The 26686-nt window shown below is 55.0% G+C and carries 27 protein-coding genes; 21 read left to right on the top strand and 6 right to left on the bottom strand.

The genetic code is table 11. The features are described from left to right. Position 1: 1 nt before the first annotated feature. Together LF929_RS06640 and LF929_RS06645 are read right to left on the bottom strand one after the other, a co-directional pair. Complete coding sequence (locus tag LF929_RS06640; protein WP_038906413.1) at positions 2 to 430, bottom strand: tripartite tricarboxylate transporter TctB family protein; 429 nt, start codon at positions 428 to 430, stop codon at positions 2 to 4. 42 nt (positions 431 to 472) lie between these two features. Next, positions 473 to 1456 (bottom strand): tripartite tricarboxylate transporter substrate binding protein, encoded by a 984-nt coding sequence (locus tag LF929_RS06645; RefSeq protein WP_016941115.1) that lies wholly within the window; start codon positions 1454 to 1456, stop codon positions 473 to 475. A 196-nt stretch (positions 1457 to 1652) separates the two neighbouring features. Between LF929_RS06645 and tctD the strand changes: the two genes are divergently transcribed. From tctD to hisP, 16 genes are all read left to right on the top strand, one after another. Continuing rightward, the gene (tctD, locus tag LF929_RS06650; protein ID WP_168366063.1) at positions 1653 to 2327 is read left to right on the top strand and encodes a transcriptional regulator TctD; all 675 of its coding nucleotides are present in this window, start codon (positions 1653 to 1655) and stop codon (positions 2325 to 2327) included. Next, positions 2314 to 3705, top strand: coding sequence for a sensor histidine kinase (locus LF929_RS06655; protein WP_226093327.1), 1392 nt, complete (start codon positions 2314 to 2316; stop codon positions 3703 to 3705). The genes tctD and LF929_RS06655 overlap by 14 nt, the downstream gene beginning before the upstream one ends. A 134-nt stretch (positions 3706 to 3839) precedes the next feature. Further along, positions 3840 to 4973 carry a 4-phosphoerythronate dehydrogenase PdxB gene (gene pdxB / locus LF929_RS06660; protein WP_226093326.1) on the top strand — a complete coding sequence of 378 codons (1134 nt, stop codon included), beginning with the start codon at positions 3840 to 3842 and terminating at the stop codon, positions 4971 to 4973. An 85-nt stretch (positions 4974 to 5058) separates the two neighbouring features. Continuing rightward, positions 5059 to 6069, top strand: coding sequence for an aspartate-semialdehyde dehydrogenase (locus LF929_RS06665; RefSeq protein ID WP_226093325.1), 1011 nt, complete (start codon positions 5059 to 5061; stop codon positions 6067 to 6069). Beyond that, positions 6069 to 6947, top strand: a complete 879-nt coding sequence (truA, locus tag LF929_RS06670) for a tRNA pseudouridine(38-40) synthase TruA (RefSeq protein WP_226093324.1) — start codon at positions 6069 to 6071, stop codon at positions 6945 to 6947. Before LF929_RS06665 ends, truA begins: the two co-directional genes overlap by 1 nt. 30 nt (positions 6948 to 6977) lie before the next feature. Beyond that, a complete protein-coding gene (locus LF929_RS06675) occupies positions 6978 to 7643 on the top strand; it encodes a DedA family protein (protein WP_038905030.1) in 666 nt (221 codons plus the stop codon). Positions 7644 to 7872: 229 nt separating this feature from the next. Then, a complete protein-coding gene (accD, locus tag LF929_RS06680) occupies positions 7873 to 8784 on the top strand; it encodes an acetyl-CoA carboxylase, carboxyltransferase subunit beta (protein ID WP_038908551.1) in 912 nt (303 codons plus the stop codon). Positions 8785 to 8863: 79 nt separating this feature from the next. Further along, positions 8864 to 10132, top strand: coding sequence for a bifunctional tetrahydrofolate synthase/dihydrofolate synthase (gene folC / locus LF929_RS06685; protein WP_226093323.1), 1269 nt, complete (start codon positions 8864 to 8866; stop codon positions 10130 to 10132). Beyond that, a complete protein-coding gene (gene dedD, locus LF929_RS06690; protein WP_168366057.1) occupies positions 10122 to 10991 on the top strand; it encodes a cell division protein DedD in 870 nt (289 codons plus the stop codon). Before folC ends, dedD begins: the two co-directional genes overlap by 11 nt. A gap of 261 nt (positions 10992 to 11252) precedes the next feature. After that, the gene (gene cvpA, locus LF929_RS06695; RefSeq protein WP_012885419.1) at positions 11253 to 11744 is read left to right on the top strand and encodes a colicin V production protein; all 492 of its coding nucleotides are present in this window, start codon (positions 11253 to 11255) and stop codon (positions 11742 to 11744) included. Positions 11745 to 11774: 30 nt separating this feature from the next. Beyond that, a complete protein-coding gene (purF, locus tag LF929_RS06700) occupies positions 11775 to 13292 on the top strand; it encodes an amidophosphoribosyltransferase (protein ID WP_038905025.1) in 1518 nt (505 codons plus the stop codon). Positions 13293 to 13433: 141 nt separating this feature from the next. Then, on the top strand, positions 13434 to 14003 hold the full coding sequence (locus LF929_RS06705) for a UbiX family flavin prenyltransferase (RefSeq protein WP_038925836.1): 570 nt from the start codon (positions 13434 to 13436) through the stop codon (positions 14001 to 14003). 385 nt (positions 14004 to 14388) lie between these two features. Beyond that, positions 14389 to 15168 carry a lysine/arginine/ornithine ABC transporter substrate-binding protein ArgT gene (gene argT / locus LF929_RS06710; RefSeq protein ID WP_210174189.1) on the top strand — a complete coding sequence of 260 codons (780 nt, stop codon included), beginning with the start codon at positions 14389 to 14391 and terminating at the stop codon, positions 15166 to 15168. A 68-nt stretch (positions 15169 to 15236) separates the two neighbouring features. Further along, positions 15237 to 15926 carry a histidine ABC transporter permease HisQ gene (locus tag LF929_RS06715; RefSeq protein ID WP_038905020.1) on the top strand — a complete coding sequence of 230 codons (690 nt, stop codon included), beginning with the start codon at positions 15237 to 15239 and terminating at the stop codon, positions 15924 to 15926. Continuing rightward, complete coding sequence (locus LF929_RS06720; protein ID WP_019844005.1) at positions 15919 to 16635, top strand: ABC transporter permease; 717 nt, start codon at positions 15919 to 15921, stop codon at positions 16633 to 16635. Before LF929_RS06715 ends, LF929_RS06720 begins: the two co-directional genes overlap by 8 nt. Positions 16636 to 16673: 38 nt before the next feature. Then, positions 16674 to 17447, top strand: coding sequence for a histidine ABC transporter ATP-binding protein HisP (gene hisP / locus LF929_RS06725; protein WP_016941095.1), 774 nt, complete (start codon positions 16674 to 16676; stop codon positions 17445 to 17447). A gap of 41 nt (positions 17448 to 17488) precedes the next feature. Here the strand turns inward: hisP and LF929_RS06730 are convergent, their stop codons facing one another. Further along, on the bottom strand, positions 17489 to 18397 hold the full coding sequence (locus tag LF929_RS06730) for a TIGR01777 family oxidoreductase (protein ID WP_210174190.1): 909 nt from the start codon (positions 18395 to 18397) through the stop codon (positions 17489 to 17491). A 319-nt stretch (positions 18398 to 18716) separates the two neighbouring features. Further along, positions 18717 to 19346: a GSH-dependent disulfide bond oxidoreductase gene (gene yfcG, locus LF929_RS06735; RefSeq protein WP_226093322.1), complete on the bottom strand. Its 630-nt coding sequence runs from the start codon at positions 19344 to 19346 to the stop codon at positions 18717 to 18719. 252 nt (positions 19347 to 19598) lie between these two features. On the opposite strand from yfcG, the gene yfcE reads away from it, so the two are divergent. Beyond that, positions 19599 to 20150 (top strand): phosphodiesterase, encoded by a 552-nt coding sequence (yfcE, locus tag LF929_RS06740; protein WP_012885410.1) that lies wholly within the window; start codon positions 19599 to 19601, stop codon positions 20148 to 20150. Between the two features lie 93 nt (positions 20151 to 20243). Next, complete coding sequence (gene yfcD, locus LF929_RS06745; protein ID WP_016941091.1) at positions 20244 to 20858, top strand: NUDIX hydrolase YfcD; 615 nt, start codon at positions 20244 to 20246, stop codon at positions 20856 to 20858. Positions 20859 to 20961: 103 nt separating this feature from the next. Here yfcD and pta read toward each other — a convergent pair whose 3' ends face one another. Next, positions 20962 to 23103, bottom strand: coding sequence for a phosphate acetyltransferase (pta, locus tag LF929_RS06750; protein WP_038908543.1), 2142 nt, complete (start codon positions 23101 to 23103; stop codon positions 20962 to 20964). Between the two features lie 89 nt (positions 23104 to 23192). Beyond that, a complete protein-coding gene (gene ackA / locus LF929_RS06755) occupies positions 23193 to 24395 on the bottom strand; it encodes an acetate kinase (protein ID WP_038905015.1) in 1203 nt (400 codons plus the stop codon). Between the two features lie 467 nt (positions 24396 to 24862). On the opposite strand from ackA, the gene yfbV reads away from it, so the two are divergent. The 3 genes from yfbV (at position 24863) to LF929_RS06770 (ending at position 26644) form a co-directional block, all read left to right on the top strand. After that, positions 24863 to 25318, top strand: coding sequence for a terminus macrodomain insulation protein YfbV (gene yfbV / locus LF929_RS06760; RefSeq protein WP_038905014.1), 456 nt, complete (start codon positions 24863 to 24865; stop codon positions 25316 to 25318). A 136-nt stretch (positions 25319 to 25454) separates the two neighbouring features. Continuing rightward, a complete protein-coding gene (locus LF929_RS06765) occupies positions 25455 to 25949 on the top strand; it encodes a YfbU family protein (RefSeq protein ID WP_012885405.1) in 495 nt (164 codons plus the stop codon). 38 nt (positions 25950 to 25987) lie between these two features. Beyond that, entirely contained in the window at positions 25988 to 26644 is a 657-nt protein-coding gene (locus LF929_RS06770; protein WP_038908542.1) for a sugar phosphatase, read from the top strand. Positions 26645 to 26686 lie beyond the last annotated feature (42 nt).

The following is a 26686-nucleotide window of genomic DNA, read 5'->3' on the forward strand; positions in this document are numbered from 1 at the left end:
GTTAGAGCCACGCGCCAGCGGGCAGCGTGACGTCGAGCAGTTTATCGAAGGCGTAAAATAGTGAGATGCCCATGACCGCGCCGGATAACGCCGCCATCCACCACACCGCGCCAAACAACATGCCGATACCGCAACCCAGCAATGCGGTGGTCAGCGGAAAGCCCAGCGGTTCAAACAGCCAGGCGTACAGTGCCAGCATGATGACCAGCAGCAACAAGCGCTGACGAACCACAGCGGAAGGCCAGACGAGGGCATCAGGTTTACGCAGCAGCATTAACACGGCACACATCGCCATCAACCCCAGAATCGTGACAGGAAACGGGCGTGGGCCAACCGGCTCGTAGCTGTATTCGCTCTGGATTTCCCAGCCGATAACCAGGCCAATCAGGCACAGCAACAACCAGACCCCGGCAAACAGACGATCGCTCATCATGTGTTTCTCCTCTATTTAGTGTTAGCGACTGACATTCAGCTATTTAGCTAACCCAAACAGCTTCGCCTGCTCGCGGTAATCCGCGACCTGCTTTTTGATGTAGGCATCCAGCGCTTGTCCGGTCAGGTTGAACTCGAACAGTCCACGCAGGTCGCGTTGCTTTTTGAATTCGTCGGTGGTGGCGATATGTTTGAACGCTTGTTCCCACCACTGGTAGCTGGCCTCGCTCACTTTGGGGCCGAGATAAAAGCCGCGAATGATTGGCCAGACTAAATCGTAGCCTTGCTCTTTAGCCGTAGGGATGCTGGCCAGCGGCTCCGGCAGGCGTTGCTCGGAAAATACCGCCAGTACTCGAATCTTGCCGCCTTGCAGGTGGGGCACCATTTCGCTGATATCGCCGGAAACCGCCTGCACATGTCCGCCCAACATCGCGGTCAGCGGTTCACCGCCGCCTTCAAACGCCACATAGCGCATGTCGCGCGGACTGATGCCAGCATGGCGCGCCAGCATCGCAGTTTTCATCCAGTCCTGGCTGCCGATAGAAGCCCCGGCACCGACCACCACCTGACTTGGGTTTTTCTGCATGGCACCGAGCAGGTCTTTCAGCGTTTGATAAGGGGAATCGGCCCGCACGGCGATCATGCCGTAATCGGTGCCGACCGCCGCCAGCCATTTCACATCATCGACGCCATAGCGTCCGAATTTACCTTGTGCCAGGTTCAGCAGCGAACCGCCGGAAAAGGCCACCACGGTGCCGGGTTCATCTGGCCGTTGCGCCACAATCGCGTTATACGCCACCGCGCCGACTCCCCCTGGCATGTAGGTGACGCGCATCGGACTAGTGAGCGTGCCGGTCTCTTGCAGCGATATCTGCAGCAATTTACAGGTCAAATCAAATCCACCGCCTGGCTTGGCGGGGGCGATGCACTCGGTTCGTGTCGGTGCGGTTGCCGGGTTGGTCTCGGCGGTGGCAATCGAACCGCACAGCAGCAGGGAAAGGGCGAGGTATTTTTTCATTGTCATTTCTTCCTGTTTTTATTATTCCCGGAACGGGACTGTTGAGGGATTGTTAATGAGGTAACCTTTCAGTTACCTTTCGGTTAGTGAAAATGTATTCAGGATGTGATTACCGTCGCTTAAAAAAACGGCCGATCTTGAGGGAGAATGGTCACCAGCGGCTGATGAAAGGAGAAATCAATGTGGATAAAGGCTGACGGTGATGCGACTTTTACTGGTTGAGGATCATCCTGAGCTGGCGCACTGGCTGAAAAAAGCCCTGAGCGAGGCGGGATTCGCCGTGGATCTGGTCGGCGATGGTGTGGCGGCGGATCATCTGTTGCAGCAGGAAGCCTATACGCTGATGGTGCTGGATGTGTCATTGCCGCGCATGGATGGACTGGCGTTACTGGCGCGGTTACGTAAACGCGGGCAGAACTTGCCGGTGCTGCTGTTGACGGCCCGTGCCAGTGTGGCGGACAGGGTTAAAGGGCTGAATCTGGGCGCGGATGATTATCTGACCAAGCCGTTTGAACTGGCTGAACTGGAAGCACGGTTGCGGGCATTGTTGCGGCGTAGTCAGGGGCAGATACAGGATGTGCAGCGTCTGGGTTCTCTGAGCTGGCACGATGAAGGCTACTTTCTGCTACAGGACAAACCGCTGGCGCTGACGCCGCGTGAGCAGGCGGTACTGCACACGTTGATGCAGCGCCGGGGGCGACCAGTATCACGCCAGTATCTGTATGAACAGGTATTTACACTCGCCGATGAAGCCAGCACGGATAGCCTCGATCTGTACGTGCACCGTATCCGCAAAAAACTGGCGGGCAGCGATGTCATGATTGTCACGTTGCGTGGGTTGGGATATAGCCTGGAATGCCATCATGCTGAAAGTTAATTCGCTGCGTGGCCAGTTGATGCTCTACCTCGGTGTGCCGATGGCGCTGCTGTGGGCATTGTCGGTGTGGAGCCACTACCACAGTGCCAAAGCGGCGGCGACGCAGGCCTATGATCGCACGCTGTTGGCGTCGGCACGTACCGTGGCTGAACGATTGACGGTACGCAACGGTCAACTGGCGGTGGATGTCCCCTGGGTGGTGCTGGATAGCTTTGAGCGCAACATGAACGACCAACTGTATTATCAGGTCCTGACCCCGCAGGGGAATACGCTCTCTGGTTATGACGACCTGCCACCGTTGCCGCGTGGTATCCCGTTATCCCGGCATTATCCGGCGCTGGCCCATTTCTATGATGCGCATTATCACGGCCGGGCTATCCGGGTGGCGGCGTTATGGCAACCGGTCAATGAGTCTGACGTGGAAGGAATGGTGCTGATTCTGGTGGCGGAAACGCTGCGTTCCCGCGAGGCCTTTGTGCACCAGCAATGGCTGATTGCCTTGATTAGCCAAAGCGCATTGGTGTTGCTGGCGCTGCTACTGGTGCTGCTGCTGTTTCGTAAATTGTTGCGGCCATTGCGCCAGCTGTCTGGGGTGATGGCGCGCCGTGAGCCCGGTGATTTGACGCCGTTGCCCCCGTTATTACCCTGGTCTGAAATGCAGCCGTTACTGGTGGCGTTCAACCGGTATATGGCAAGGCTTAGAGGCGTACTTCAACGGCAGGAGCGTTTTGGCGCTGATGCCGCGCATCAACTCAGAACACCGCTGGCAGTGCTGAAAACGCAAGTGGGGGTGGCGCTCAATAGCCCCCAGCCTGCGCAGTGGCGTGACAGCCTGACCGGCATGAGTGCCACGCTGGACGATACCATCCAACTGACCGATCGTCTGTTGCAGCTATCGCGCCTGAGAGCGCAAGACAGCAAAGAACACATCTGGCAAACCGTGGATTTGGCTGATCTGGTGCGGGATGCCTGCTTTTCCCGCCTGCCACAGGCGCGCAGCCGACAGATCGATCTGGGATATGAAGGCGATGAGCATTGCCTGATTCGTGGTGAACCACTACTGCTGGCGGAATTGTGCGCCAACTTGCTGGATAATGCGCTGAAATACACACCGCAAGGCGGCGTGGTGACGGCTCGGGTACAGGCGCAGCAATTGGAGATCGACGACAGTGGCCCGGGGATCCCGACACTGGAACGCGCGCAGGCGATGAGGCCATTCCACCGGCTGGATAACCATCACGGCTTACCAGGCGCCGGGCTGGGGCTGGCGCTGGTCAGGGATATCGCGCTCTGGCATCACGCCCGGCTTCAACTGCTGGATTGCCCGTCATTGGGTGGACTGCGGGTACGCATCGCCTTTGGGGAGCCAGTTGCCTGATGCTGATATCTGATACCCCGTGATGAACCGATGCCGCTCGTCAGTGTTACCGGCAGTTGGTTTATGGCAGAATAACGCCCTTCGTTTTGTCGCGGCGACGCGGGTGTCGTCAGCGGTCTATCAGGAAAGCCAACGTGAAAATCCTTGTTGATGAAAATATGCCTTACGCTCAGACGCTGTTCAGCCGCCTTGGCGAGGTAACGGCGGTACCGGGCCGACCGATTCCGACAGAGGCCCTGAACGGGGCGGATGCGCTGATGGTGCGCTCGGTCACGAAAGTGAATGCTGACCTGCTGAGCGGCAAAGCGGTAAAGTTTGTCGGCACGGCGACCGCGGGCACCGACCATGTGGATGAAGCGTTTCTGCGCCAGCAGGGAATCGCGTTTTCCGCGGCTCCCGGCTGCAATGCGATTGCGGTGGTCGAGTATGTGTTTTCCGCGCTGTTAATGCTGGCAGAACGTGATGGCTTCGCGTTGACAGACCGTACCGTTGGGATCGTCGGGGTAGGGAACGTGGGGTCTCGCCTCAATGACCGGTTGACGGCGCTGGGGGTGCGGACGCTACTGTGCGACCCGCCGCGGGCGGATCGCGGTGACGAAGGGCCGTTTGTGTCGTTGGATGAGGTGGTGGAGCAGGCTGATGTGCTGACGTTCCACACGCCGCTATTGAAAGCGGGGCCTTATGCCACCTTGCATTGTATGGATGCCGCACTGCTGGCGCGCCTGAAAGCAGGCACCATCCTGATTAATGCCTGTCGCGGCCCGGTGGTGGACAACGCTGCCTTGTTGGCTGCCCTTAAACGCGGCCAACACCTTAGCGTGGTGCTGGATGTGTGGGAACCCGAGCCTGAGCTATCTCTCGAACTGCTGGAGCGGGTCGACATTGGCACGGCCCATATCGCTGGTTATACGCTGGAAGGCAAAGCACGCGGCACCACGCAGGTGTTCGAAGCCTGGAGCCGTTTTATCGGTCAACCGCAGCAGGTCGCCTTGTCGTCGTTGCTGCCGACGCCGGAGCTGGCGGAGGTGACTCTGACGGTGCCACTGGATGAGTATCAACTCAAACGACTGGTGCATCTGGTGTATGATGTGCGCCGCGATGATGCTTTATTGCGTCAGGTCGCTCAGATTCCCGGTGAATTCGACCGGTTGCGTAAGTGCTATCAGGAGCGGCGCGAGTGGTCATCGTTGCATGTCATCTGCGCTGATCGCGAAAGCGCTGAGCAACTGAATCGGTTAGGTTTCACCGCGTCGGTGAACGAGCGCTAATTTCCTGTATCAAAATCAGATTAATCCGGGCGATGTCATCATCGTCCGGTGTGTTTTATTCATTATTCTTGGGGAGTACAACCACATGTCCAATGGCTGGAATATCGCGTTGCTGGGAGCGACCGGCGCTGTCGGCACCGCGTTGCTGGAGCTATTGCAGGAGCGTGAGTTTCCCGTGGGTGAGCTCTATGCGCTGGCGAGTGAAAACAGCGTCGGTGAGAGTTTGCGTTTTAACGGCCGTTCGCTGCGGGTAGAAGACGTGGCCGATTTCGACTGGTCACAGGTGCAACTGGCCTTTTTCGTCGCCGGTATCGATGCCAGTGCCCGCTATGCGCAAGCCGCAGGCGATGCCGGGTGTCTGGTGATTGACAGTAGCGGCCTGTTTGCGCTGGAACCGGATGTCCCGCTGGTGGTGCCGGGGGTGAATCCGCATGTGCTGGGGGATTACCGTAATCGCAATATCGTGGCGGTGGCGGATAGCCTGACCAGTCAGTTACTGACTGCGATCAAACCGTTGACGGAACAGGCTGGGTTGTCGCGTTTGCACGTCAGCAACCTGTTGTCGGTGTCGGCGCATGGTAAAGCAGCGGTGGATGATTTGGCGGGGCAAAGCGCTCGTCTTCTCAACGGTATTCCGGCCGAAGCGGGGCTGTTCCCGAAACAACTGGCGTTCAATATGTTACCGCTACTGGCCGACAGTGAAGGCAGTGTCCGTGAGGAGCGTCGGCTGGTCGATCAGGTGCGCAAGGTATTGCAGGATGACGGCCTGCCGATATCGGTCAGCTGCGTGCAGTCGCCCGTGTTTTACGGTCATGCGCAGGTAGTACATTTGGAAGCGTTGCGCCCGCTGTCTGCCGATGAAGCGCGTGATGTGCTGGTGCGGGCGGGGGATATCGCGTTGAGCGAGGAAGACGACTATCCGACGCAGGTGGAAGATGCCTCTGGCAATGTACAACTGAGTATTGGGTGTCTGCGTAACGATTACGGCATACCTGAGCTGTTGCAGTTCTGGTCGGTGGCCGACAACATCCGTTTCGGCGGTGCGTTGATGGCGATAGAAACCGCTGAACGGCTGATTGAGGAGTACCTGGGGTAATGACGTCGTTGCAGCACGCGGATGATGAGGCACCGCTGAAAATCGCCCTGGGGATTGAATATGACGGCAGTCGCTATTACGGCTGGCAGCGTCAGGCCGAGGTAGACAGCGTTCAGGGGTGTCTGGAAGCCGCATTGTCTCAGGTGGCGAACGAACGTATCGATGTGTTTTGCGCTGGCCGTACCGATGCCGGGGTGCATGCAACCGGACAGGTAGTGCACTTCACGACCCACGCGGTGCGCAAAGACGCCGCCTGGACGATGGGGGTGAATGCCAACCTGCCACCGGATATCGCGGTGCGCTGGGTCAAAACGGTGGATGAGGCGTTTCACGCCCGTTTTAGCGCCACGGCACGCCGTTATCGCTACGTGATTTATAACCGGCGTTTTCGGCCAGCCATCCTGTCGCACGGGGTGACGCATTATTACCTGCCACTGGATGCCGAGCGCATGCATCGAGCCGGGCAGTGCCTGCTGGGCGAGAACGATTTTACCTCGTTTCGGGCGGTGCAATGCCAGTCACGCACACCGTGGCGTAACCTGATGCACCTGCGGGTAACGCGTCTGGGTGATTATGTGGTGGTAGACATCAAAGCCAACGCTTTTGTGCATCACATGGTGCGTAATATTGTCGGCAGCCTGATGGAGATCGGCTGCGGCAACCAGCCGGAAAACTGGATGGCTGAGCTGCTGGCGGCGAAAGATCGCACGCTGGCTGCCGCGACGGCAAAGGCTGATGGACTGTATCTGGTTGCCGTGGACTATCCACCGCATTTCGGGATTCCCTGCGCGTCGATGGGACCGCTTTTTTTACCCGATGAGGTAAGAGACACCGGTGTGACGGCGATAAACGGCGAAGCCGACGTTGATGTGAATTGAGTCGGTATTGAACTGAATAAGGACGCGATTATGCTCGATGTTGTACGGTTTATCATAGATTTTATCTTGCACATTGATGTGCATCTGGCTGAGCTGGTAGCGCAGTATGGCATATGGGTTTACGCCATTTTGTTCCTGATTTTGTTTTGTGAAACCGGGTTAGTGGTGACGCCATTCCTGCCTGGTGACTCGTTGCTGTTTGTTGCCGGTGCGCTGGCCTCGCTGCCGACCAACGATCTGAACGTCCACACCATGGTGGCGCTGATGGTGGTCGCGGCGGTGCTGGGGGATGCGGTGAATTACACTATCGGTCGATTGTTCGGTGAGAAATTGTTCCGCAATCCTCACTCACGTATTTTTCGCCGCAGCTACCTAGATCGTACCCATGCGTTTTACGAACATCACGGTGGCAAGACAATAATTCTGGCGCGATTTGTACCGATTGTGAGAACATTCGCGCCCTTTGTCGCCGGGATGGGGCATATGCGCTATCGTGAGTTCGCGCTGTATAACGTGACCGGGGCCGTGTTGTGGGTGTTGTTATTCACCTATGCCGGTTACCTGTTTGGCGACTTGCCAGTGGTGCAGGAGAACCTGAAGTTATTGATCGTGGCGATCATCTTCATTTCCATTTTGCCGGGGTTGATCGAGTTCTGGCGGCATAAGCGCGCCATGACACGGCAAAATATGAAATAAGTGGAAAATTATTTTAACATCCGGTTTGACCAGTTTTTTATCCACACGCCCGGATCGTTATGGTTTAATGAGCAGCATTTACGGCTGTGTTTGTATTAACAAGCCTTAATACCTATGTCTTGCCCCGGCTTGCCGGGATGGGACATCGCTTTATCGGCGGCGTTGCCAGGGATTGGGCAATGTGTAGCAGCGTACTGGCTGGTGCCAGGTTCAAGCAGAAAGGTTATCAATGAGCTGGATTGAACGAATTCTCAATAAAAGTAATGTCACACCTACCCGTAAGGCGAATATTCCTGAGGGGGTCTGGACCAAATGTGACAGTTGCGGTCAGGTGCTTTATCGCGCTGAGCTGGAACGTAATCTGGAAGTGTGTCCGAAATGTGATCATCACATGCGGTTATCTGCCCGGGCTCGTCTCCATGCGTTTCTGGACAAGGAAGGTATGGTCGAACTGGGCAGCGAACTGGAGCCCAAGGACGTCCTGAAGTTCAGAGACTCGAAGAAGTACAAAGACCGTATTGCTTCAGCGCAGAAACAGTCTGATGAAAAAGACGCGCTGGTGGTGATGAAAGGGACGTTGTACGACATGCCGGTGGTTGCGGCATCGTTCGAGTTTTCTTTCATGGGCGGTTCCATGGCGTCGGTGGTAGGTGCGCGCTTCGTTCGTGCCGTGGAGCAGGCGCTGGAAGATAACTGCCCGCTGGTTTGCTTCTCCGCCAGTGGTGGTGCCCGTATGCAGGAAGCGCTGATGTCGCTGATGCAGATGGCGAAAACCAGTGCGGCGCTGGCGAAAATGCGCGAGCGTGGTTTGCCGTATATTTCGGTACTGACTGACCCGACTATGGGCGGTGTATCCGCCAGTCTGGCGATGTTGGGTGATTTGAATATCGCCGAACCGAAAGCGTTGATCGGTTTTGCCGGTCCGCGTGTTATTGAGCAGACTGTTCGTGAAAAACTGCCGCCGGGCTTCCAGCGTAGTGAATTCCTGCTGGAAAAAGGCGCTATCGACATGATCGTTCGTCGTGCGGATATGCGCTACAAACTGGCCAGCATCCTGTCCCGGTTGACTCATCGCCCGGAACCGCAGGAACCTGCGGTGGTGCGGTTGTCCGCCTCGCACGAAGCACAGAGTGATGCCTAATTAATGATGAACCGGGAGCAGGGCGGCGTTGTTGCCGTGTTCCCGGCAGTAATCAACCGTAAGTCAGTGAACGGGACTCATGGACAATCTTCAGACACCTCAAGCCACGTCGCCTTTGGCCACGTGGCTTCACTATCTTGAACATCTGCACAGTCAGGCCATTGATCTGGGCCTCGATCGCATCCGGCATGTCGCGGAACACCTGCAGCTACAACAACCCGCTCCCCGCGTATTTACCGTGGCGGGAACCAACGGCAAAGGCACGACCTGCTGTACGCTGGAATCCATTTTGAGCGCTGCCGGGTTACGTGTTGGGGTGTACAGTTCGCCACATTTGCTGCGTTACACCGAGCGGGTACGCATTCAGGGGCAGGAGTTAGCAGAATCACGGCATGCTGAAGCCTTTGCGGCGATCGAAGCCGGTCGCGATGGTACGTCGCTGACCTATTTTGAATTCGGTACGCTGGCGGCATTGTGGCTGTTTAAGCAGGCACAACTCGATGTGGTGATACTGGAAGTGGGTCTGGGTGGTCGCCTGGATGCCACCAACATTGTGGATGCCGATGTCGCGGTGGTAACCAGCATCGCGCTCGATCATACCGACTGGCTGGGCAACGACCGTGACAGCATCGGTCGGGAAAAAGCAGGGATCTTCCGTGGCAACCGACCGGCAGTGGTGGGTGAGCCGGACATGCCGGTATCCATCGTCGCTGTCGCGCAGGAAAAAGGTGCCCGGCTGTTTCGCCGTGGTGCGGATTGGCAGTTTTCATTGCAGGATGGCGGCTGGCGCTGGCAGAGCGGTGATGTTTGCTATGATGCGCTGCCTATCCCTTCCGTGCCGTTGGCTAATGCGGCCACCGCGCTGGCAGCGCTGCAGGTTTCTGACATTGCACTGAGTGCCGATGTGATTCGCCAGGGATTGCGTCAGGCACAGCTACCGGGCCGTTTCCAGATTGTGAGCAAAAAACCGTTGTTGATTCTGGATGTCGCGCATAATCCTCATGCAGCCGCTTACCTTGCGGCCCGACTGGCTGATTTGCCGCGTACCGGCCAGGTGCGGGCGGTAGTCGGTATGCTGGCCGATAAAGATATTCCCGGTACGTTGGCGCATCTTAAGCCACAGGTGGATGTCTGGTATTGTGCGCCGCTGGAAGGCCCGCGCGGTGCCAGTGCTGATCAATTGGCTGAGCATCTGGCGCGTTGTACCCGGTATTCGGATGTGGCGACAGCCTGGCGTCAGGCGATGCAGGATGCCGGAGAAAATGATGTGGTGATTGTTTGTGGTTCTTTCCATACTGTCGCGCATGTGATGGAAGCGTTGGACGGGAGCGGAATGCATGGCGAGTAAGTTTCAGAATCGCCTGGTGGGAACCGTTGTGCTGGTGGCGCTGGGTGTTATCGTGCTGCCTGGGCTGTTGGATGGCAAAAAAAAGCATTACGAAGACGAGTTTGCTGCCATCCCACTGGTTCCCAAGCCGGGCGATACACTGGAGGCAGAGTCGATGCCGCCGGTCAATCAGTCGTTGCCTGTCCAGCCGCCTGAAGGCGCTGAAGCCGCGATGCAAAACAAAAATAACGCTGATGCCGACACGGTGCCTGAGCCGACCCCGGCACCCGCTGTACCGGAGCGGCGTGGGGCATCGCCGTCGTCTTCTCATCCGGCGATGTCTGTCCCCCCGGTGGTGACTGAGCCGCGTCAGCCAGTGCAGCAGCTTGCTCCACCGGCGATGAAAGCGCAGCCAGCGAAACCGGAACCGAAAAAGCCGGAAACGAAAGCGGACACCCGGCCTAAGCCTGACGTGAAAACGGCTGAAAGCAAAACGCCTGACAACAAGTCGTCTGACAGCAAGCCGAGCGAAAAACCGGTAGCAGAAGCTAAAACCGACACCCGATCGGCAGAAAATCGATCGACGGAAAACAAGCCAGCGGACGCTAAAGCGACATCGCAGGAGCAGGCTCCGGCTGGTCAGGCTTTTGTGGTGCAGTTAGGGGCGCTGAAGAACGCTGACAAGGTCAATGAAATTGTCGCGAAGTTGCGCTTGTCGGGATATCGTGCCTATACCGTGCCATCGGCACCGGTAGCCGGGCAGATTACCCGTATCTACGTCGGGCCGGATGCATCGAAGCAGAAATTGGAGTCAGCATTGGGAGACTTGCAGCAACTGAGTGGGTTGAGCGGGCAGGTTCGGTCGTACAGCGCGCGCTGAGTCGGCCAACCGTCAGTCAGTACATCGAGGGGTAGGGGAGCATAGCGACCTTGCCCCTTGTGTTTTGTGGGGCAGGGCAATACGGCAGGTAGCGAACAGCAGGCGCTATTTGTCTGGCGGCAGGCGGTTTTTTTAATTTCTTCGCCTATCGAAAAAATCGGCAGGAAATACGCTACGCAAACGTTTTCTTTTTCTGTTAGAATGCGCCGCGAACAGGATGAGCGGCGCTATGATTGTCATCGTTCATTATTAGGATAGTTCATGGTTTGGGTTGATTACGTCATTATCGGTATTGTCGGATTCTCGGCTCTGGTCAGTCTCATCCGGGGGTTTGTACGTGAAGCGCTGTCGCTGGTGACCTGGGGGGCGGCGTTCTTTATCGCCAGCCACTACTATGCCTATCTCGCGGTTTATTTCACGCGGTTTACTGATGAGCTGGTGCGCAACGGTATCGCTATTGCCATTCTGTTTATTGCGACGTTGATTGTGGGTGCTATCGTCAATTATGTGATCGGTTCGTTGGTGGAACGCACCGGATTATCAGGCACTGATCGGGTACTGGGGATTTGCTTTGGTGCCTTACGGGGTGTGTTGATAGTCTCTGCGTTACTGTTTTTTCTTGATACCTTCACCGGTTTTTCACAGAGTGCCGACTGGAAGCAGTCCCATTTAATCCCGCAATTCAGTTATATCATCAGGTGGTTTTTTGACTACCTGCAAAGCACGTCGAGTTTCTTGCCGCGGCACATCTAGCCGCGGTAGCGCTGATGAGGAAAAGACCACATGTGCGGTATTGTCGGTATCGCCGGTTTTACACCGGTCAACCAGTCGATTTATGACGCGTTAACGGTGTTACAGCACCGTGGGCAGGATGCCGCAGGCATCGTCACCATTAATGAGACCAATTGCTTTCGCCTGCGTAAAGCCAATGGTCTGGTGAAAGATGTGTTTGAGGCCCGGCACATGCAACGGTTGCAGGGCAATATGGGGATCGGCCACGTGCGCTATCCCACCGCGGGCAGTTCCAGCGCCTCAGAGGCTCAGCCTTTCTATGTCAACTCCCCGTTCGGGATTACGCTGGCTCACAACGGCAACCTGACCAACGCCCATGAGTTGCGTCAAAAGCTGTTTGAAGAAGGCCGCCGTCACGTCAATACCACATCGGATTCCGAAATTCTGCTGAACGTCTTTGCCAAAGAGCTGGACCGTTTTCAGCACTATCCGCTGGAAGCAGATAACATTTTTGCAGCGGTGGCAGCCGTGCATCAGCAAATTCGTGGCGCTTACGCCTGCATTGGCATGATTATCGGCCATGGCATGGTGGCGTTCCGCGATCCAAACGGTATCCGTCCGCTGGTGATCGGCAAGCGTGAGCTGGAAGATGGGCGTAACGAGTATATTGTGGCCTCGGAGAGCGTCGCGCTGGATACGTTGGGCTTTGAATTTCTGCGTGATGTGGCACCGGGCGAGGCGGTATACATTACCGAAAACGGCCAGCTGTTTACCCGTCAGTGTGCGGAAAACCCGAAAAGTCACCCGTGCCTGTTCGAGTATGTCTATTTCGCGCGCCCTGATTCCTTCATCGACAAAATTTCGGTCTACAGCGCGCGTGTGCGTATGGGGCAGAAGCTGGGTGAGAAAATTGCCCGCCAGTGGGAAGAGCTGGATATCGATGTTGTGATTCCGATTCCAGAGACCTCCTGCGACATCGCGCTGGAAATCGCCCGCATTATCAATAAACCGTACCGTCAGGGGTTTGTGAAAAACCGCTACGTCGGCCGTACTTTTATCATGCCGGGTCAGCAAACCCGCATCAAATCGGTGCGCCGTAAGCTGAACGCTAACCGGGCAGAATTCCGCGGTAAAAACGTCCTGCTGGTGGATGATTCTATCGTGCGTGGCACCACGTCCCAGCAGATTGTGGAGATGGCACGTGAAGCGGGTGCCCGCCGGGTCTATCTGGCGTCTGCCGCACCGGAAATTCGCTTCCCGAACGTGTACGGCATTGATATGCCAAGTGTGAACGAGCTGATTGCTCACGGCCGTGAAGTGGAAGAAATCCGTAAGATTATTGGTGCCGATGCCCTGATTTTCCAGGACCTGAACGATTTGATCGAGGCGGTGCGGGAAGATAATCCGGAAATCGTCCAGTTCGAATGTTCAGTGTTCAATGGTGTTTATGTCACCAAAGATGTGAATCAGGATTATCTCGACTACCTGGAAGCGTTGCGCAATGACGATGCTAAAGCGATGCGTAGTCAGAATGAAGTCGAAGATCTGGAGCTGCACAACGAAGGTTGAGCATCATCAGCTATCGACCGATAACGATACAGGGAGCGCAAGCTCCCTTTTTTGTTGCTGTTATTCTTGCCAATCTGTAGGTGATGCGGCAAAGTCAGCGCACAAGTTGTGAGTACCGCTGCGGCGGCCCGTGAGGTGAAAATGAAACGACTGATTGTCGGTATTTCTGGCGCCAGCGGCGTGATATATGGGGTGCGGTTGTTGCAGGTGCTGCAACCGGTAAATGGGGTTGAAACCCATTTGGTGATGAGCCCGGCAGCCCGACAAACACTGGCGTTGGAAAGCGATCTAACCGTGCGTGATGTGCAGTCGCTGGCTGATGTGGTGCATGATTCGCGTGATATTGCCGCCAGCATTTCATCCGGTTCGTTTAAAACCGCAGGAATGGTGATTCTGCCGTGTTCTATCAAAACGCTATCTGGGATTACCCACAGCTATACCGATAGTTTGCTGACTCGTGCGGCTGACGTGGTGCTGAAAGAACGTCGCCCGCTGGTGTTGTGTGTGCGGGAAACGCCGCTTCACATCGGCCATTTACGCTTGATGAATGCCGCTGCAGAAATGGGGGCGGTCATCATGCCGCCGGTGCCTGCGTTTTACCATCGCCCACAAACTGTGCAAGATATCATCGATCAGACGGTCAATCGGGTGCTTGACCAATTTGATATCGAGTTGCCGCAAGATCTCTTTACACGCTGGCAGGGCGCGTAAGCCTTTCATGTGATATCCCTTCGCGGCGCTATTATCGCGTCAGGTTGCCTGACGATAGCGTCATAAATTGCACTATTTTGATGCATATTATTTTCATGGTGCATGTCGATGCACCATGATTGTGCGCATCATGCAGGGCAGTATTGCGCCATCCCCCCTCGCTATTGCTGATACCAGGATAATTTATTGATTATATTGATGTGATTGTCATGATTACGGAATCTGATTTTATGCAGAGTGGCATATTTTTTATGGCATAAAATTTGCTATATTTTGACAAACAGCACATAAATTAATGCACACAGCAAACGTATTCATCACAGCAGTTTTGCGTTCGCCGTCAACATCACTTAGGCATAGACAATCATAAAATAAGGGTAATGCAATGAAAAAAATGTTGAAACTTTTGCCCCTTGCACTGGTATTCGCTGCAGGCAGTACGTTCGCCGAGGTTCCGAAAAATATCAAGATTGGGACTGACCCGACGTACGCGCCGTTCGAATCCAAGGATGCCAGTGGTCAACTGGTCGGTTTTGATATCGATCTGGCAAAAGACTTGTGCAAACGCATTCAGGCCAATTGCACCTTCGTGGAAAGTGATTTCGACGCGTTGATCCCATCGCTGAAAGCGAAAAAGATCGATGCCATCATCTCCTCCCTGTCTATCACTGAAAAACGTCAGCAGGAAATTGCGTTCACCGACAAGCTGTACGCCGCGAATGCGCGTCTGATCGCGAAAAAAGGCTCACCGATTGTGCCGACATTGGACGCACTGAAGGGTAAACGTGTCGGCGTATTGCAGGCATCCACGCAGGAGGCTTACGCCAACCAGTACTGGCAGCCGAAAGGGGTGGATGTTGTGGCCTACCAGAACCAGGATCTGATCTATGCCGACCTGACTTCCGGGCGCATCGATGCCGCCTTCCAGGATGAAGTGGCGGGCAGCGAAGGCTTCCTCAAGCAGGCCGCAGGTAAAGATTATGCGTTTGCTGGCCCGGCGGTGAAAGACGACAAACTGTTTGGCGTTGGTACCGGTATGGGGCTGCGTAAGGACGAAACCGCTCTGAAAGTGGCGCTGGATAAAGCGTTTGCTGATATGCGTAAAGACGGTACCTACGACAAACTGGCGAAGAAGTACTTTGACTTCAACGTGTACGGTGATTAAGCCTTCCTGATTAACCACTGCCTGCCCGGTGCGGGCAGTGGCATGTCTTTTCTGAGCGGATTGATGTAATGCTTTATGGCTATTCCGAGTTAATCATGGATGGCGCGCGCATGACGCTGCAACTGGCGTTGTGCTCACTGGTGCTGTCACTGCTGATTGGTCTGGTGGGCGCGGCGGCGAAGCTCTCATCCAGTCGATTGCTGTCCGGCTTTTTTTCTGGCTATACCACCCTGATTCGCGGCGTACCAGACCTGGTGCTGATGCTGCTGATTTTTTATGGGTTGCAGATGGTGCTTAACAGCATCACCGAAACGCTGGGCGCGGCTCAAATCGATATCGACCCGATGGGGGCCGGGATTATTACAGTGGGATTCATCTACGGCGCGTACTTCACTGAAACCTTCCGTGGTGCCTATCTGGCAGTGCCGCGCGGCCAGATTGAAGCCGCTGTGGCGTTTGGCTTTACGCCGATGAAGGTGTTTCGCCGCATTATGTTTCCGTCGATGATGCGTTTTGCGCTGCCGGGCATCGGCAACAACTGGCAGGTTATCCTGAAAGCGACGGCGCTGGTGTCGCTGCTGGGGTTGAGCGATGTGATCAAAGCAACGCAATTGGCGGGGAAAGGAACGCACCATCCGTTCTTTTTCGCCATTGTTGCCGGTGTGCTGTATCTGATTTTTACCACCCTTTCCAACGGGGTGCTGTGGTGGCTGGAAAAACGCTACTCGCAGGGAGTCCGGAAAGTAAATTATGAGTGAGATTCTACAACAATATTGGCAGGCACTGCTGTGGAGCGACGGCTATCGCCTTACCGGGCTGGCGATGACACTGTGGCTGCTGATTATCTCGGTAACCATCGGTGGTCTGATGGCGGTTCCGTTGGCAGTGGCCCGCGTTTCGCCGCGTCGTCGTTACTGGTTGCCGGTATGGGTTTTTACCTACGTGTTTCGCGGTACACCGCTCTACGTGCAACTGCTGGTGTTTTATTCTGGCGTATACAGCCTGGAGATTGTGCGCGGTACCGATTTGCTGAACGCCTTTTTTCGTAGTGGTCTGAATTGCGCTATTCTGGCGCTGGCGCTCAACACCTGTGCCTATACCACGGAGATTTTTGCCGGTGCTATTCGCTCGGTGCCACATGGTGAAATCGAAGCGGCACGCGCCTATGGCTTTTCGCGTTTCAAACAGTATCGCTGCATCATTTTGCCGGGCGCATTGCGCATCGCCTTACCGGCTTACAGCAACGAAGTGATCCTGATGCTGCATTCTACTGCGCTGGCGTTTACCGTCACGGTGCCGGACTTGCTGAAAGTAGCGCGCGATATCAATGCCGCCACCTATCAACCGTTTTACGCCTTTGGCATTGCAGGTGTGATGTACCTGGCGATATCGTTTGTACTGATTGCGTTGTTCAGGAAGGCAGAACGCCGTTGGTTACGGCATCTTCACACCCGTTCATCCCATTAACCGTTCATTCCATGAAATAGTGCAGGAACAGATAAAGCATGCAGAATAATAAGCTGATGGTGACGGAATTGCGTAAGCGTTATGGTCAGCATGAGGTGCTGAAAGGCATTTCATTAGAGGCTAAAGCCGGGGACGTTATTTCGATTATTGGATCATCGGGGTCGGGGAAGAGCACCTTATTACGGTGTATCAACTTTCTGGAAAAACCGTGCGAAGGTTCTATCCATGTGAATGGACAGGAAATCCACATGGTGCGGGACAAAGACGGTCAGCTCAAGGTCTTTGACAAAAAGCAGTTACAGTTGCTGCGTACCCGGTTGACGATGGTGTTTCAGCATTTCAACTTGTGGAGCTTCATGACGGCGCTGGAAAACGTCATGGAAGCGCCGGTACAAGTGCTGGGGCTGAGTAAGGCGGAAGCCCGTAAACGTGCGGAGTTCTACCTGAATAAGGTTGGGATCACCGGGGCGTCACAGGAGAAGTACCCTTCTGATTTGTCGGGTGGTCAACAGCAGCGTGTTTCCATTGCCCGCGCACTGGCGATGGAGCCGGATGTGTTACTGTTTGATGAGCCGACTTCCGCGCTGGACCCAGAACTGGTGGGTGAAGTGCTGCGCATCATGCAGCAACTGGCCGAAGAGGGTAAAACCATGGTGGTGGTGACCCACGAAATGGAGTTTGCCCGGCATGTGTCGAGCCATGTGATTTTCCTGCATCAAGGGGTAGTAGAAGAAGAGGGCCCGCCAGAGGCCGTATTCGGCAACCCGCAAAGCCCTCGTTTACAGCAGTTCCTGTCTGGTGCGCTGAAGTAACGCGGCGCACGTCACACGCTCCTCGCGCTGGTTGAGACCACTCAGCTGGCGCGAGGGTGCAACAACTCGTTCAAGGCTTCTTCCAGCTCGAAAAAGCGAAAACCGAACCCGGCTTTTTCCAGTTGTTGGGGAATGGCACGTTGTCCACCCAACAACAGTGTCGCAGCTTCGCCCATCACTATCCTGAGTGCCCAACCGGGTGTGCGCATAAAGCCGGGACGATCCAGCACATTCGCCAACATGGCGGAGAATTTCTCGTTACGCACCGGATAAGGCGACACCATGTTGAAGGGGCCGTTCAGCATGGGGGTATCCAGCAGGTATAAAATAGCGTTGGTCATATCATCAATATGAATCCATGGCAGGTATTGCCTGCCAGAGCCGATCGGGCCACCTAACCCGAGGCGGAAAATCGGCAGCATTTTTGCCAGCGCGCCGCCTTCTGCCGATAACACCACCCCGGTACGCATCAGGCATACACGGGTCTTGTCGCTTTCAGCTTCCAGTGCCAGTGCTTCCCAACGGGCGCAGAGTTCATGGGTAAAGTCATCGTGAGGCGGCTCATCTTCGGTTACCAGCGCTTGCCCCTGATCGCCGTAATAACCAACGGCTGAGCCGGACAAAAACACCGCTGGCGGCGTCTGACTGTGGCGGATCAACTGTGCCAGTTGCCGGGTGATGTCCCAGCGGCTATGGCACAGACGCGCTTTCTGGGCTTTGGTCCAGCGCTTATCGGCGATAGGCTCCCCCGCCAGATTGATAACGCCATCAAAGCCATCCAACGAGGTCTTATCTTCCAGTTCATGCCAATACGTAACCTGATCGCCCAGCAGTCGTCGCGCGCGTTCCGGCGAGCGGGAAACGACGGTGACCTGATGTGACAGGGACAACAAACGCGCAATCAGATGACGCCCAATAAGGCCGGTTCCCCCGGTAATCAGTAGCTTCATAAGCTGGCCTCGCTTCGTGTATCAGGTTATTCCCCTGGGAGTGATGGTAGTGTTTTATACGCTGGCATCGCGTTGATTCACTCTGATTTCAGCATAGATGATTCATCTGCACCTGCCGGTGATATTAGCCACATCTCAGGGAATTTTTATCAGTGGAACAAGCACTTTTCAGGTTAGTCGAAACAGCATAGCGTGATGGGATGACAACACAAAGCGCAGTGACAGCCTTCGTGGCGATAGCGAAGGGAGAGGAAGTGCGAGGAAGGGAGGACGAAACCACGCCCGGTACACCGGACGTGGGACTCGTATGCGATTTTTATCAGGCTTTGGTTGCCAGTTGGTAGGCACGCTCTGTGGCCGGACGTTCGCGGATACGCTCAAACCAGCCTTTTACCGCCGGGAAGTCGTCAAGATCAATACGCTGGCGTTCATGTGACACCACCCAGGGGTAGGTGGCGATATCGGCAATACTGTACGCATTGCCAGCAAGCCAGGTGTGCTCAGACAACTGCTTGTTCAACACTCCGTATAGTCGTTCCGTTTCTTTCTGATAGCGCTCGATAGCATAGGGCACCGGCTGCGGCGCATAGTGATTGAAATGATGGTTTTGTCCCAGCATGGGGCCAAAGCCTGCCATCTGCCAGAATAACCATTGCAGGGTGGTAGCGCGCTCCCGCATGTCAGTACTCAATAGCTTGCCGGTTTTTTCCGCCAGATAGAGCAAGATAGCTCCGGATTCGAACAGGCTGAGCGGAGCTCCCTGATCTGCCGGTTGGTTATCCACAATCGCGGGGATTTTGTTATTCGGGGAAATCGCCAGTAACGCGGGCTTGAACTGGTCGCCTGCGCTGATATCTACCCTGTGCAATTGGTAAGGTAATTGTGCTTCTTCCAGGAACAGGGTGATTTTGTGACCGTTAGGCGTCGGGGCGTAATACACATCAATCATGAATCATCTCTCCAGTGGGGGGAGTCATTGGCCTGAGGCGGAAGACTCCGAAAAGCAATGGGCAGACAAAAGCCTAGCACCTTAGCGGATAAGACATAAATAACCGTTATGGCTATTCTTTTCCTTTCATACAGATAGCGCTACGGTATTGGCTCCTCTCGAAAAGCGTCAGGGCTGATAATTTTGCCTGTGATGACATGGGTTTTTGGTACTATAGCGAGACTGAATGTATTCACACATCGGGATAGAACCATGAAACTGATGTTTGCCTCTGACCTGCATGGCTCACTGTCAGCCACTGAAACCCTGTTGGACCGTTTTGAACAAAGCGGCGCTGACTGGCTGATTCTGCTGGGCGATTTTCTTAATCACGGCCCCCGCAACCCGTTACCGGATCGTTATCAACCTGCGGATGTCGCGAGTTTGTTGAACCGTTATGCGTCGCAGATTATGGCGGTGCGGGGAAACTGTGACAGCGAGGTTGATCAGATGCTGCTGCAATTCCCCATTACTGCCCCCTGGCAGCAGGTGCTGTTACCGGGTAACCGCTTATTTTTAACCCACGGGCACCTTTATCATCCGGAAAAACGACCACCGCTGCACGCCGGTGATGTGCTGGTGTTTGGCCACACGCATATCCCGGTAGCCGAGCGACGTGATGATATTTTTTGCTTCAACCCCGGTTCTGTCAGCCTGCCGAAGGGCGGTTACCCTGCCAGTTACGGCTTACTGGAAAACGGCGTGTTGCAGGTTGTGCCATTACAAGGCGGGGAGACTATTGCACAGGTTGCGATTAGCCACTAATTTAGACGCTACTACTCTCAGGTTACATCGATAATTCCAATATTTCTAAAAACAGATGCGCATCAGCGCGTGATGACGAAAGGGTTTCAGAGGATGGTGGAACAAACACAGACGGCAGGTACAGAGTGGGTCGACATCGTTGATGAGAACAACGAGGTGATTGCCCAGTCGAGCCGCCAACAGATGCGTGCTCAGCATCTGCGACACCGCGCTACCTATATTGTCGTACATGATGGCATGGGCAAGATTCTGGTCCAGCGCCGTACCGAAACCAAAGATTTTTACCCCGGCTGGCTGGATGCGACCGCAGGCGGCGTGGTGCAAACGGGTGAGAATCTGCTGGAGTCGGCGCGCCGTGAGGCGGAAGAGGAATTGGGTATCGCGGGTGTTCCGTTTGCCGAACACGGCCTGTTTTATTATGAAAGCGATGATTGCCGGGTGTGGGGCGCGTTGTTCAGCTGTGTCATGCATGGCCCGTTTGCCTTGCAAGCTGAAGAGATTGACGAGGTGAGCTGGCTGACACCGGAGGAGATTACCGCGCGCTGTGATGAGTTCACCCCGGATTCACTCAAAGCATTATCGCTTTGGCTGAGCCGCAACAGTGGCAGTAACAATGATTACATCAAGCCGACACGTGTGACGTCACGCGCTCAAAACGAGGAGCCGAGCGGAACACAAGACCATGATACCGTAGAAGAAGAGCATTAATTGTCGTTACGGTAATAATGGGTTGAATAAAAAACGCCAGCGGATGCTGGCGTTTGTGTTTCTGTCGTAGCGACGTATCAGTTGATGCACCGCCACACCCTCATCAGGCAATCTGGGTAGCTTGAATAGCGGTCAGGGCTACGGTATAGACGATGTCGTCTACCAGTGCGCCACGGGACAGGTCGTTAACCGGTTTACGCATGCCTTGCAGCATTGGCCCGATGGAAATCAGGTCGGCAGAACGCTGTACCGCTTTGTAAGTGGTGTTACCGGTGTTCAGGTCCGGGAACACGAACACGGTGGCTTTACCCGCAACCGGTGAGTTCGGTGCTTTGGACTGTGCAACGTCAGCCATGATAGCCGCGTCGTACTGCAGCGGGCCGTCAATGACCAGATCCGGGCGTTTTTCCTGCGCCAGACGGGTTGCTTCACGAACTTTATCCACATCGCTGCCCGCACCAGAGTTACCGGTGGAGTAGGAGATCATCGCCACACGCGGGTCGATGCCGAAAGCGGCAGCCGAGTCGGCGGACTGGATAGCGATTTCAGCCAGCTGTTCAGCCGTCGGGTCCGGGTTGATGGCGCAGTCGCCATACACCAGTACCTGCTCTGGCAGCAGCATGAAGAACACGGAAGACACCAGTGAGCTGCCCGGTGCGGTTTTGATCAACTGCAACGGCGGACGAATGGTGTTAGCGGTAGTGTGAACGGCACCGGAGACCAGACCGTCAACTTCGCCTTGTTCCAGCATCAGGGTACCCAGAACCACGTTGTCTTCGAGTTGTTCGCGGGCGACCACTTCGGTCATGCCTTTGCTCTTACGCAGTTCAACCAGACGCGGGACATAGCGTTCACGGGCTTCAACCGGGTCGATAATCTCGATACCTTTGCCCAGTTCCACACCCTGTGCAGCGGCGACGCGCTGGATTTCATCCGGGTTGCCCAACAGCACGCACTGTGCGATACCGCGTTCGGCACAGATGGAAGCGGCTTTAACGGTACGCGGTTCGTCGCCTTCCGGCAGTACGATACGTTTGCCAGCCTGACGTGCCAGTTCGGTCAACTGATAGCGGAACGCTGGCGGAGACAGGCGACGTGAACGCTCAGAGGTGGCGGTCAGGGAGTCGATCCACTGGGCATCGATGTGGCGAGCCACGTATTCCTGCACTTTTTCCACACGCTCATGGTCGTCCGGCGGCAGTTCCAGATTGAAGCTCTGCAGGTTCAGTGAGGTCTGCCAGGTATTGGTCTTGACCATGAACACCGGCAGGCCGGTCTGGAAGGCACGGTCGCACAGCTTGCTGATAGCCGGGTCGATTTCGTAACCGCCGGTCAGCAGCAGGGCACCGATTTCAACACCGTTCATGGCAGCCAGACAGGCAGCAACCAGTACATCCGGACGGTCAGCAGAGGTCACCAACAGTGAACCAGGGCGGAAATGCTCCAGCATGTGCGGAATGCTGCGGGCGCAGAATGTTACCGATTTCACGCGACGGGTCTGAATGTCGCCTGTGTTGATAACGCGAGCGTTCAGGTGGTTGGCCATATCGATGGCGCGGGTGGCGATCAGATCGAAACTCCAGGGTACGCAACCCAGAATCGGCAGCGGGCTGTTGGCAAACAGCAGCTTCGGATCGATGTTGGCCACGCTGGCTTTGGTCGAGTCGTCAAAGATCTCAGACAGATCAGGACGGGTGCGACCCTGTTCATCGACCGGTGCATTCAGTTTGTTGATGATAACGCCGGTGATGTTTTTGTTCTTGCTGCCGCCGAAGCTGGAACGGGCGATGTCGATACGCTCTTTCAACTGTGCCGGGGAGTCATTACCCAGCGCCAGTACGAAGACGATTTCCGCATTCAGCGTTTTGGCGATTTCATAGTTCAGCGCGTTGGCGAACTGGTGTTTACGGGTCGGAACCAGACCTTCAACCAACACGACTTCTGCGTCTTTGGTATTTTCGTGGTAGCGAGCGATGATCTCTTCCAGCAGAACGTCCTGCTGGTTGCTGCTCAGCATGGATTCCACGTAGCTCATTGCCAGCGGTTCAGCGGCTGGAATGGCGGATGTGGCACGAACGATAGTGGTGGTCTGATCCAGTGTGCTATCACCGGAACGTGGCTGGGCGATAGGCTTGAATACGCTCAGACGCACGCCTTTTTGTTCCATGGAACGAATGACACCCAGGCTGACGCTGGTCAGGCCCACGCTGGTGCCAGTAGGAATCAACATGATTGTACGGGACACGGCTTAACCTCTGTTTGCGGTTGCTCGTTGTTCAAAAACGATGCTGCTAAAACAACTCCGTCAGCCTGGGCTGACGGAGTGGGGGAGACTTAGGCGGTCAGGCTCAGTGCATCCTGAGCGATGACCAGTTCTTCGTTGGTCGGGATAACCAATGCCGGACGGGTACCGTCTTTAGCGATGTTGCCGCCTTTGCCAAAGCGGGCAGCCAGGTTACGCTCGTGGTCAACTTCGAAGCCCAGCAGACCCAGTTGCTTCAGCGTCAGCTCACGCACCATGGCGGCGTTTTCACCGATACCACCGGTGAAGATAACCGCGTCCAGACGGCCTTCCATCAGCGCGGAGTAAGAACCGATGTACTTCGCCAGACGATGGCAGTACACGTTCATCGCACGCTTGGCGTCTTCTTTGGTCTCGTAGTTATCTTCCACGTAACGGCAGTCGCTGGTCACTTCAGTCAGGCCCAGCAGACCGGATTCTTTGGTCAGCATTTTGTTGATGCTGTCTACGCTCATACCCAGGGAATCGTGCAGGTGGAAAACCACCGCCGGGTCGATATCACCACTGCGGGTACCCATCACCAGACCTTCCAGCGGTGTCAGACCCATAGAGGTATCAACGCATTTGCCGTTGCGAATCGCGCTAACAGAACCGCCGTTGCCCAGATGGCAGGTAATGACGTTCAGTTCGTCTACCGGCTTGTTCAGGACTTTTGCCGCTTCACGGGAAACAAAGTAGTGGCTGGTACCGTGAGCGCCGTAACGACGGATGTGATGTTCTTTGTATAATTTGTACGGCAGGGCGTACAGGTAGGCTTCTTCCGGCATAGTCTGATGGAACGCGGTGTCAAAAACAGCGACGTTCTTGTCTTTCAGGTGCGGGAATTCTTTCAGTGCTTCTTCGATGCCGATCAGGTGAGCCGGGTTATGCAGCGGTGCGAATGGAACCGCATCTTTGATACCCTGCAACACTTCGTCGTTGATCACAGCGGACTGGGTGAACTTTTCGCCGCCATGTACGATACGATGACCAATCGCTACCAGTTGAGCGGAGAGTTCCGGCTTCTGGCTGAGGATGGTGTTAACGATAAAACTCAGTGCTTCACTGTGGGCGGCACCGGCACCCAGTGCGGCTTCCTGTTTGCCGCCATCGATTTTCCATTTGATGCGCGCTTCTGGCAGATTGAAACACTCGGCCAGACCAGACAGGTATTCATCCCCGTTAACGGCATCAATGATGGCGAACTTCAGAGAAGAACTACCGCAGTTAAGAACCAGTACTAACTTACTCGACATGGAAGTACCTACTTGTTATACATGGTTAAAAAAATGTCATACAACGACTAGCGTAGCGCAGAAGACGGTTGACATTTATGATTAACATCATGGCCGGGTCAACTTTCCAGACATGACAACGGAAAACACCGATGTTGATCGACTGGCGGCGTATGGACGCCCTGACGAGGTGACATCGGCGCAGCAAAAAACGGCGACAGCAAATACCCGTGAAGGGGGCTGCGCGCTAAATCAACAGTGGCCCGACTCGCTGAATGACAGGGTAACACGCTGCCTGAAAATACACAGACACGACAGTAACACGACAGCGAATACCAAACGGCGTCAGACGGCTTTTATCGCGGCCAAAAGGCTATTTTAGGATACCGATAGCAATCATTAAACACAAAATATATTTTAAGTTTGTCAATTGCAGTTGGTGATTTGTACGAATTTTTTATTTTTTATACATGAAATTGAGGTTAAGCGTGACAACGAAACCCTCCGATAAAACAGGATGGCTACAACGGTTCCGTCTTGGTCAGCATTATATGAAAACCTGGCCTGCGGATAAGCGTCTGGCGCCGGTGTTTCCTGAAAATCGAGTGGTGCGAGCCACCCGGTTTGCCATTCGCATCATGCCGCCACTGGCTGTATTTACCCTGACCTGGCAAATTGGATTGGGCGGGCAATTAGGTCCGTGCGTGGCAACGGCGCTGTTTGCGCTTAGCCTGCCAATGCAGGGGTTATGGTGGCTGGGGCGTCGTTCGGTGACACCGCTACCGCCTTCTTTATTACACTGGTTTCATGAAATTCGTAATAAGCTGCTGGAATCGGGGATGGCGTTGGCACCGGTGGAGGGGGAGCCCACTTATCAGATGCTGGCGGATGTGCTGAATCGTGCCTTCAAGCAACTTGATAAGACATTCCTGGACTCTCTTTGATGTAAACCCGGTTTTTAGCCAAAGACGCTAAGTTTTTTTCCATTCGATTCTGTTTTAAATCAAGAAACGACTGCCAGTCAGTGTGCGATTCTGCTGTCAATATCCCTTTCGTCGGAATCAGATTCAGGAGTGCACCATGGAAATGACCAATGCTCAAAGACTTATCCTGTCTAACCAGTACAAAATGATGTCGATGCTGGATCCCGATAACGCAGAGCGTTACCGTCGTTTACAAACCATTATTGAGCGAGGATATGGGTTGCAAATGCGGGAGCTGGATCGCGACTTTGGCGATTTGAGCGAAGATGTATGCCGCACCCTCATCAATGTCATGGAAATGCACCATGCGTTGCAGGTGTCCTGGGCCAACCTGAAAGAAAAACCGGATATGGATGAGCGCCGCCTGGCGTTTCTGGGTTTCGATGCGGCAACGGAGGCGCGTTATCTTGGTTACGTGCGCTTCATGGTGCATGTGGAAGGCCGTTATCCTCATTTTGATTCCGGCACACATGGCTTTAACTCACAGACCAAAATGTGGGATAAATACGTCCGCATGCTGGCGATTTGGCAATCCTGCCCGCGTCAGTATCACCTGAGTGCGGTGGAGATCGCACAAATCATCAATGCCTGATTAGGTTCAGGGGCAGATAAGTAAAGAAGGGGCTTTTTGTGGAGTGTAAAGGTTTTCTGTTTGATCTTGACGGCACGCTGGTGGATTCATTGCCCGCGGTGGAGCGGGCCTGGAGTAACTGGGCACGAGATCATGATATTGCGCCGCAAACGGTCCTGGATTTTATTCATGGTAAACAAGCTATTACCTCGTTGCGTCATTTTCTGGCAGGTGCCAGCGAAGAGACTATCCAACGCGAGTTTGTTGAGCTGGAGCAGGTTGAAGCGACGGATACGGCAGGTATTGTCGCCATGCCAGGCGCACAGGCGTTGCTGACTCGTCTGGATGAACTGGATATCCCGTGGGCGATAGTGACGTCAGGAACGGTGCCGATTGCCCATGCCCGCCATCGCGAGGCGGGGTTGTCTGCTCCGCGTGAGTTTATTACCGCAGAGCAGGTAGCACGGGGTAAACCGAACCCGGATGCTTACCTGCTGGGTGCCGAACGCTTGGGGCTGTCACCCGCAGAGTGTGTCGTGGTGGAAGATGCGCCAGCTGGCGTGCTGTCGGGTTTAGCCGCCGGGTGCAAGGTTATCGCGGTGAAGGCACCTGCCGATACGCCACGTCTGGATGAGGTAGATGCCGCATTATCTTCTCTTGAGCAATTGCAGATTTCGCGTGCAGCAGATGGCTGGGTGAATATCACCCTGAAATGATGACGCAAACCCCGCTAAACATGATCAAGACCCTGCTTTGTC

The sequence above is a fragment of the Dickeya oryzae genome (assembly GCF_020406815.2).
GTDB classification, from domain to species: Bacteria; Pseudomonadota; Gammaproteobacteria; order Enterobacterales; family Enterobacteriaceae; genus Dickeya; species Dickeya oryzae.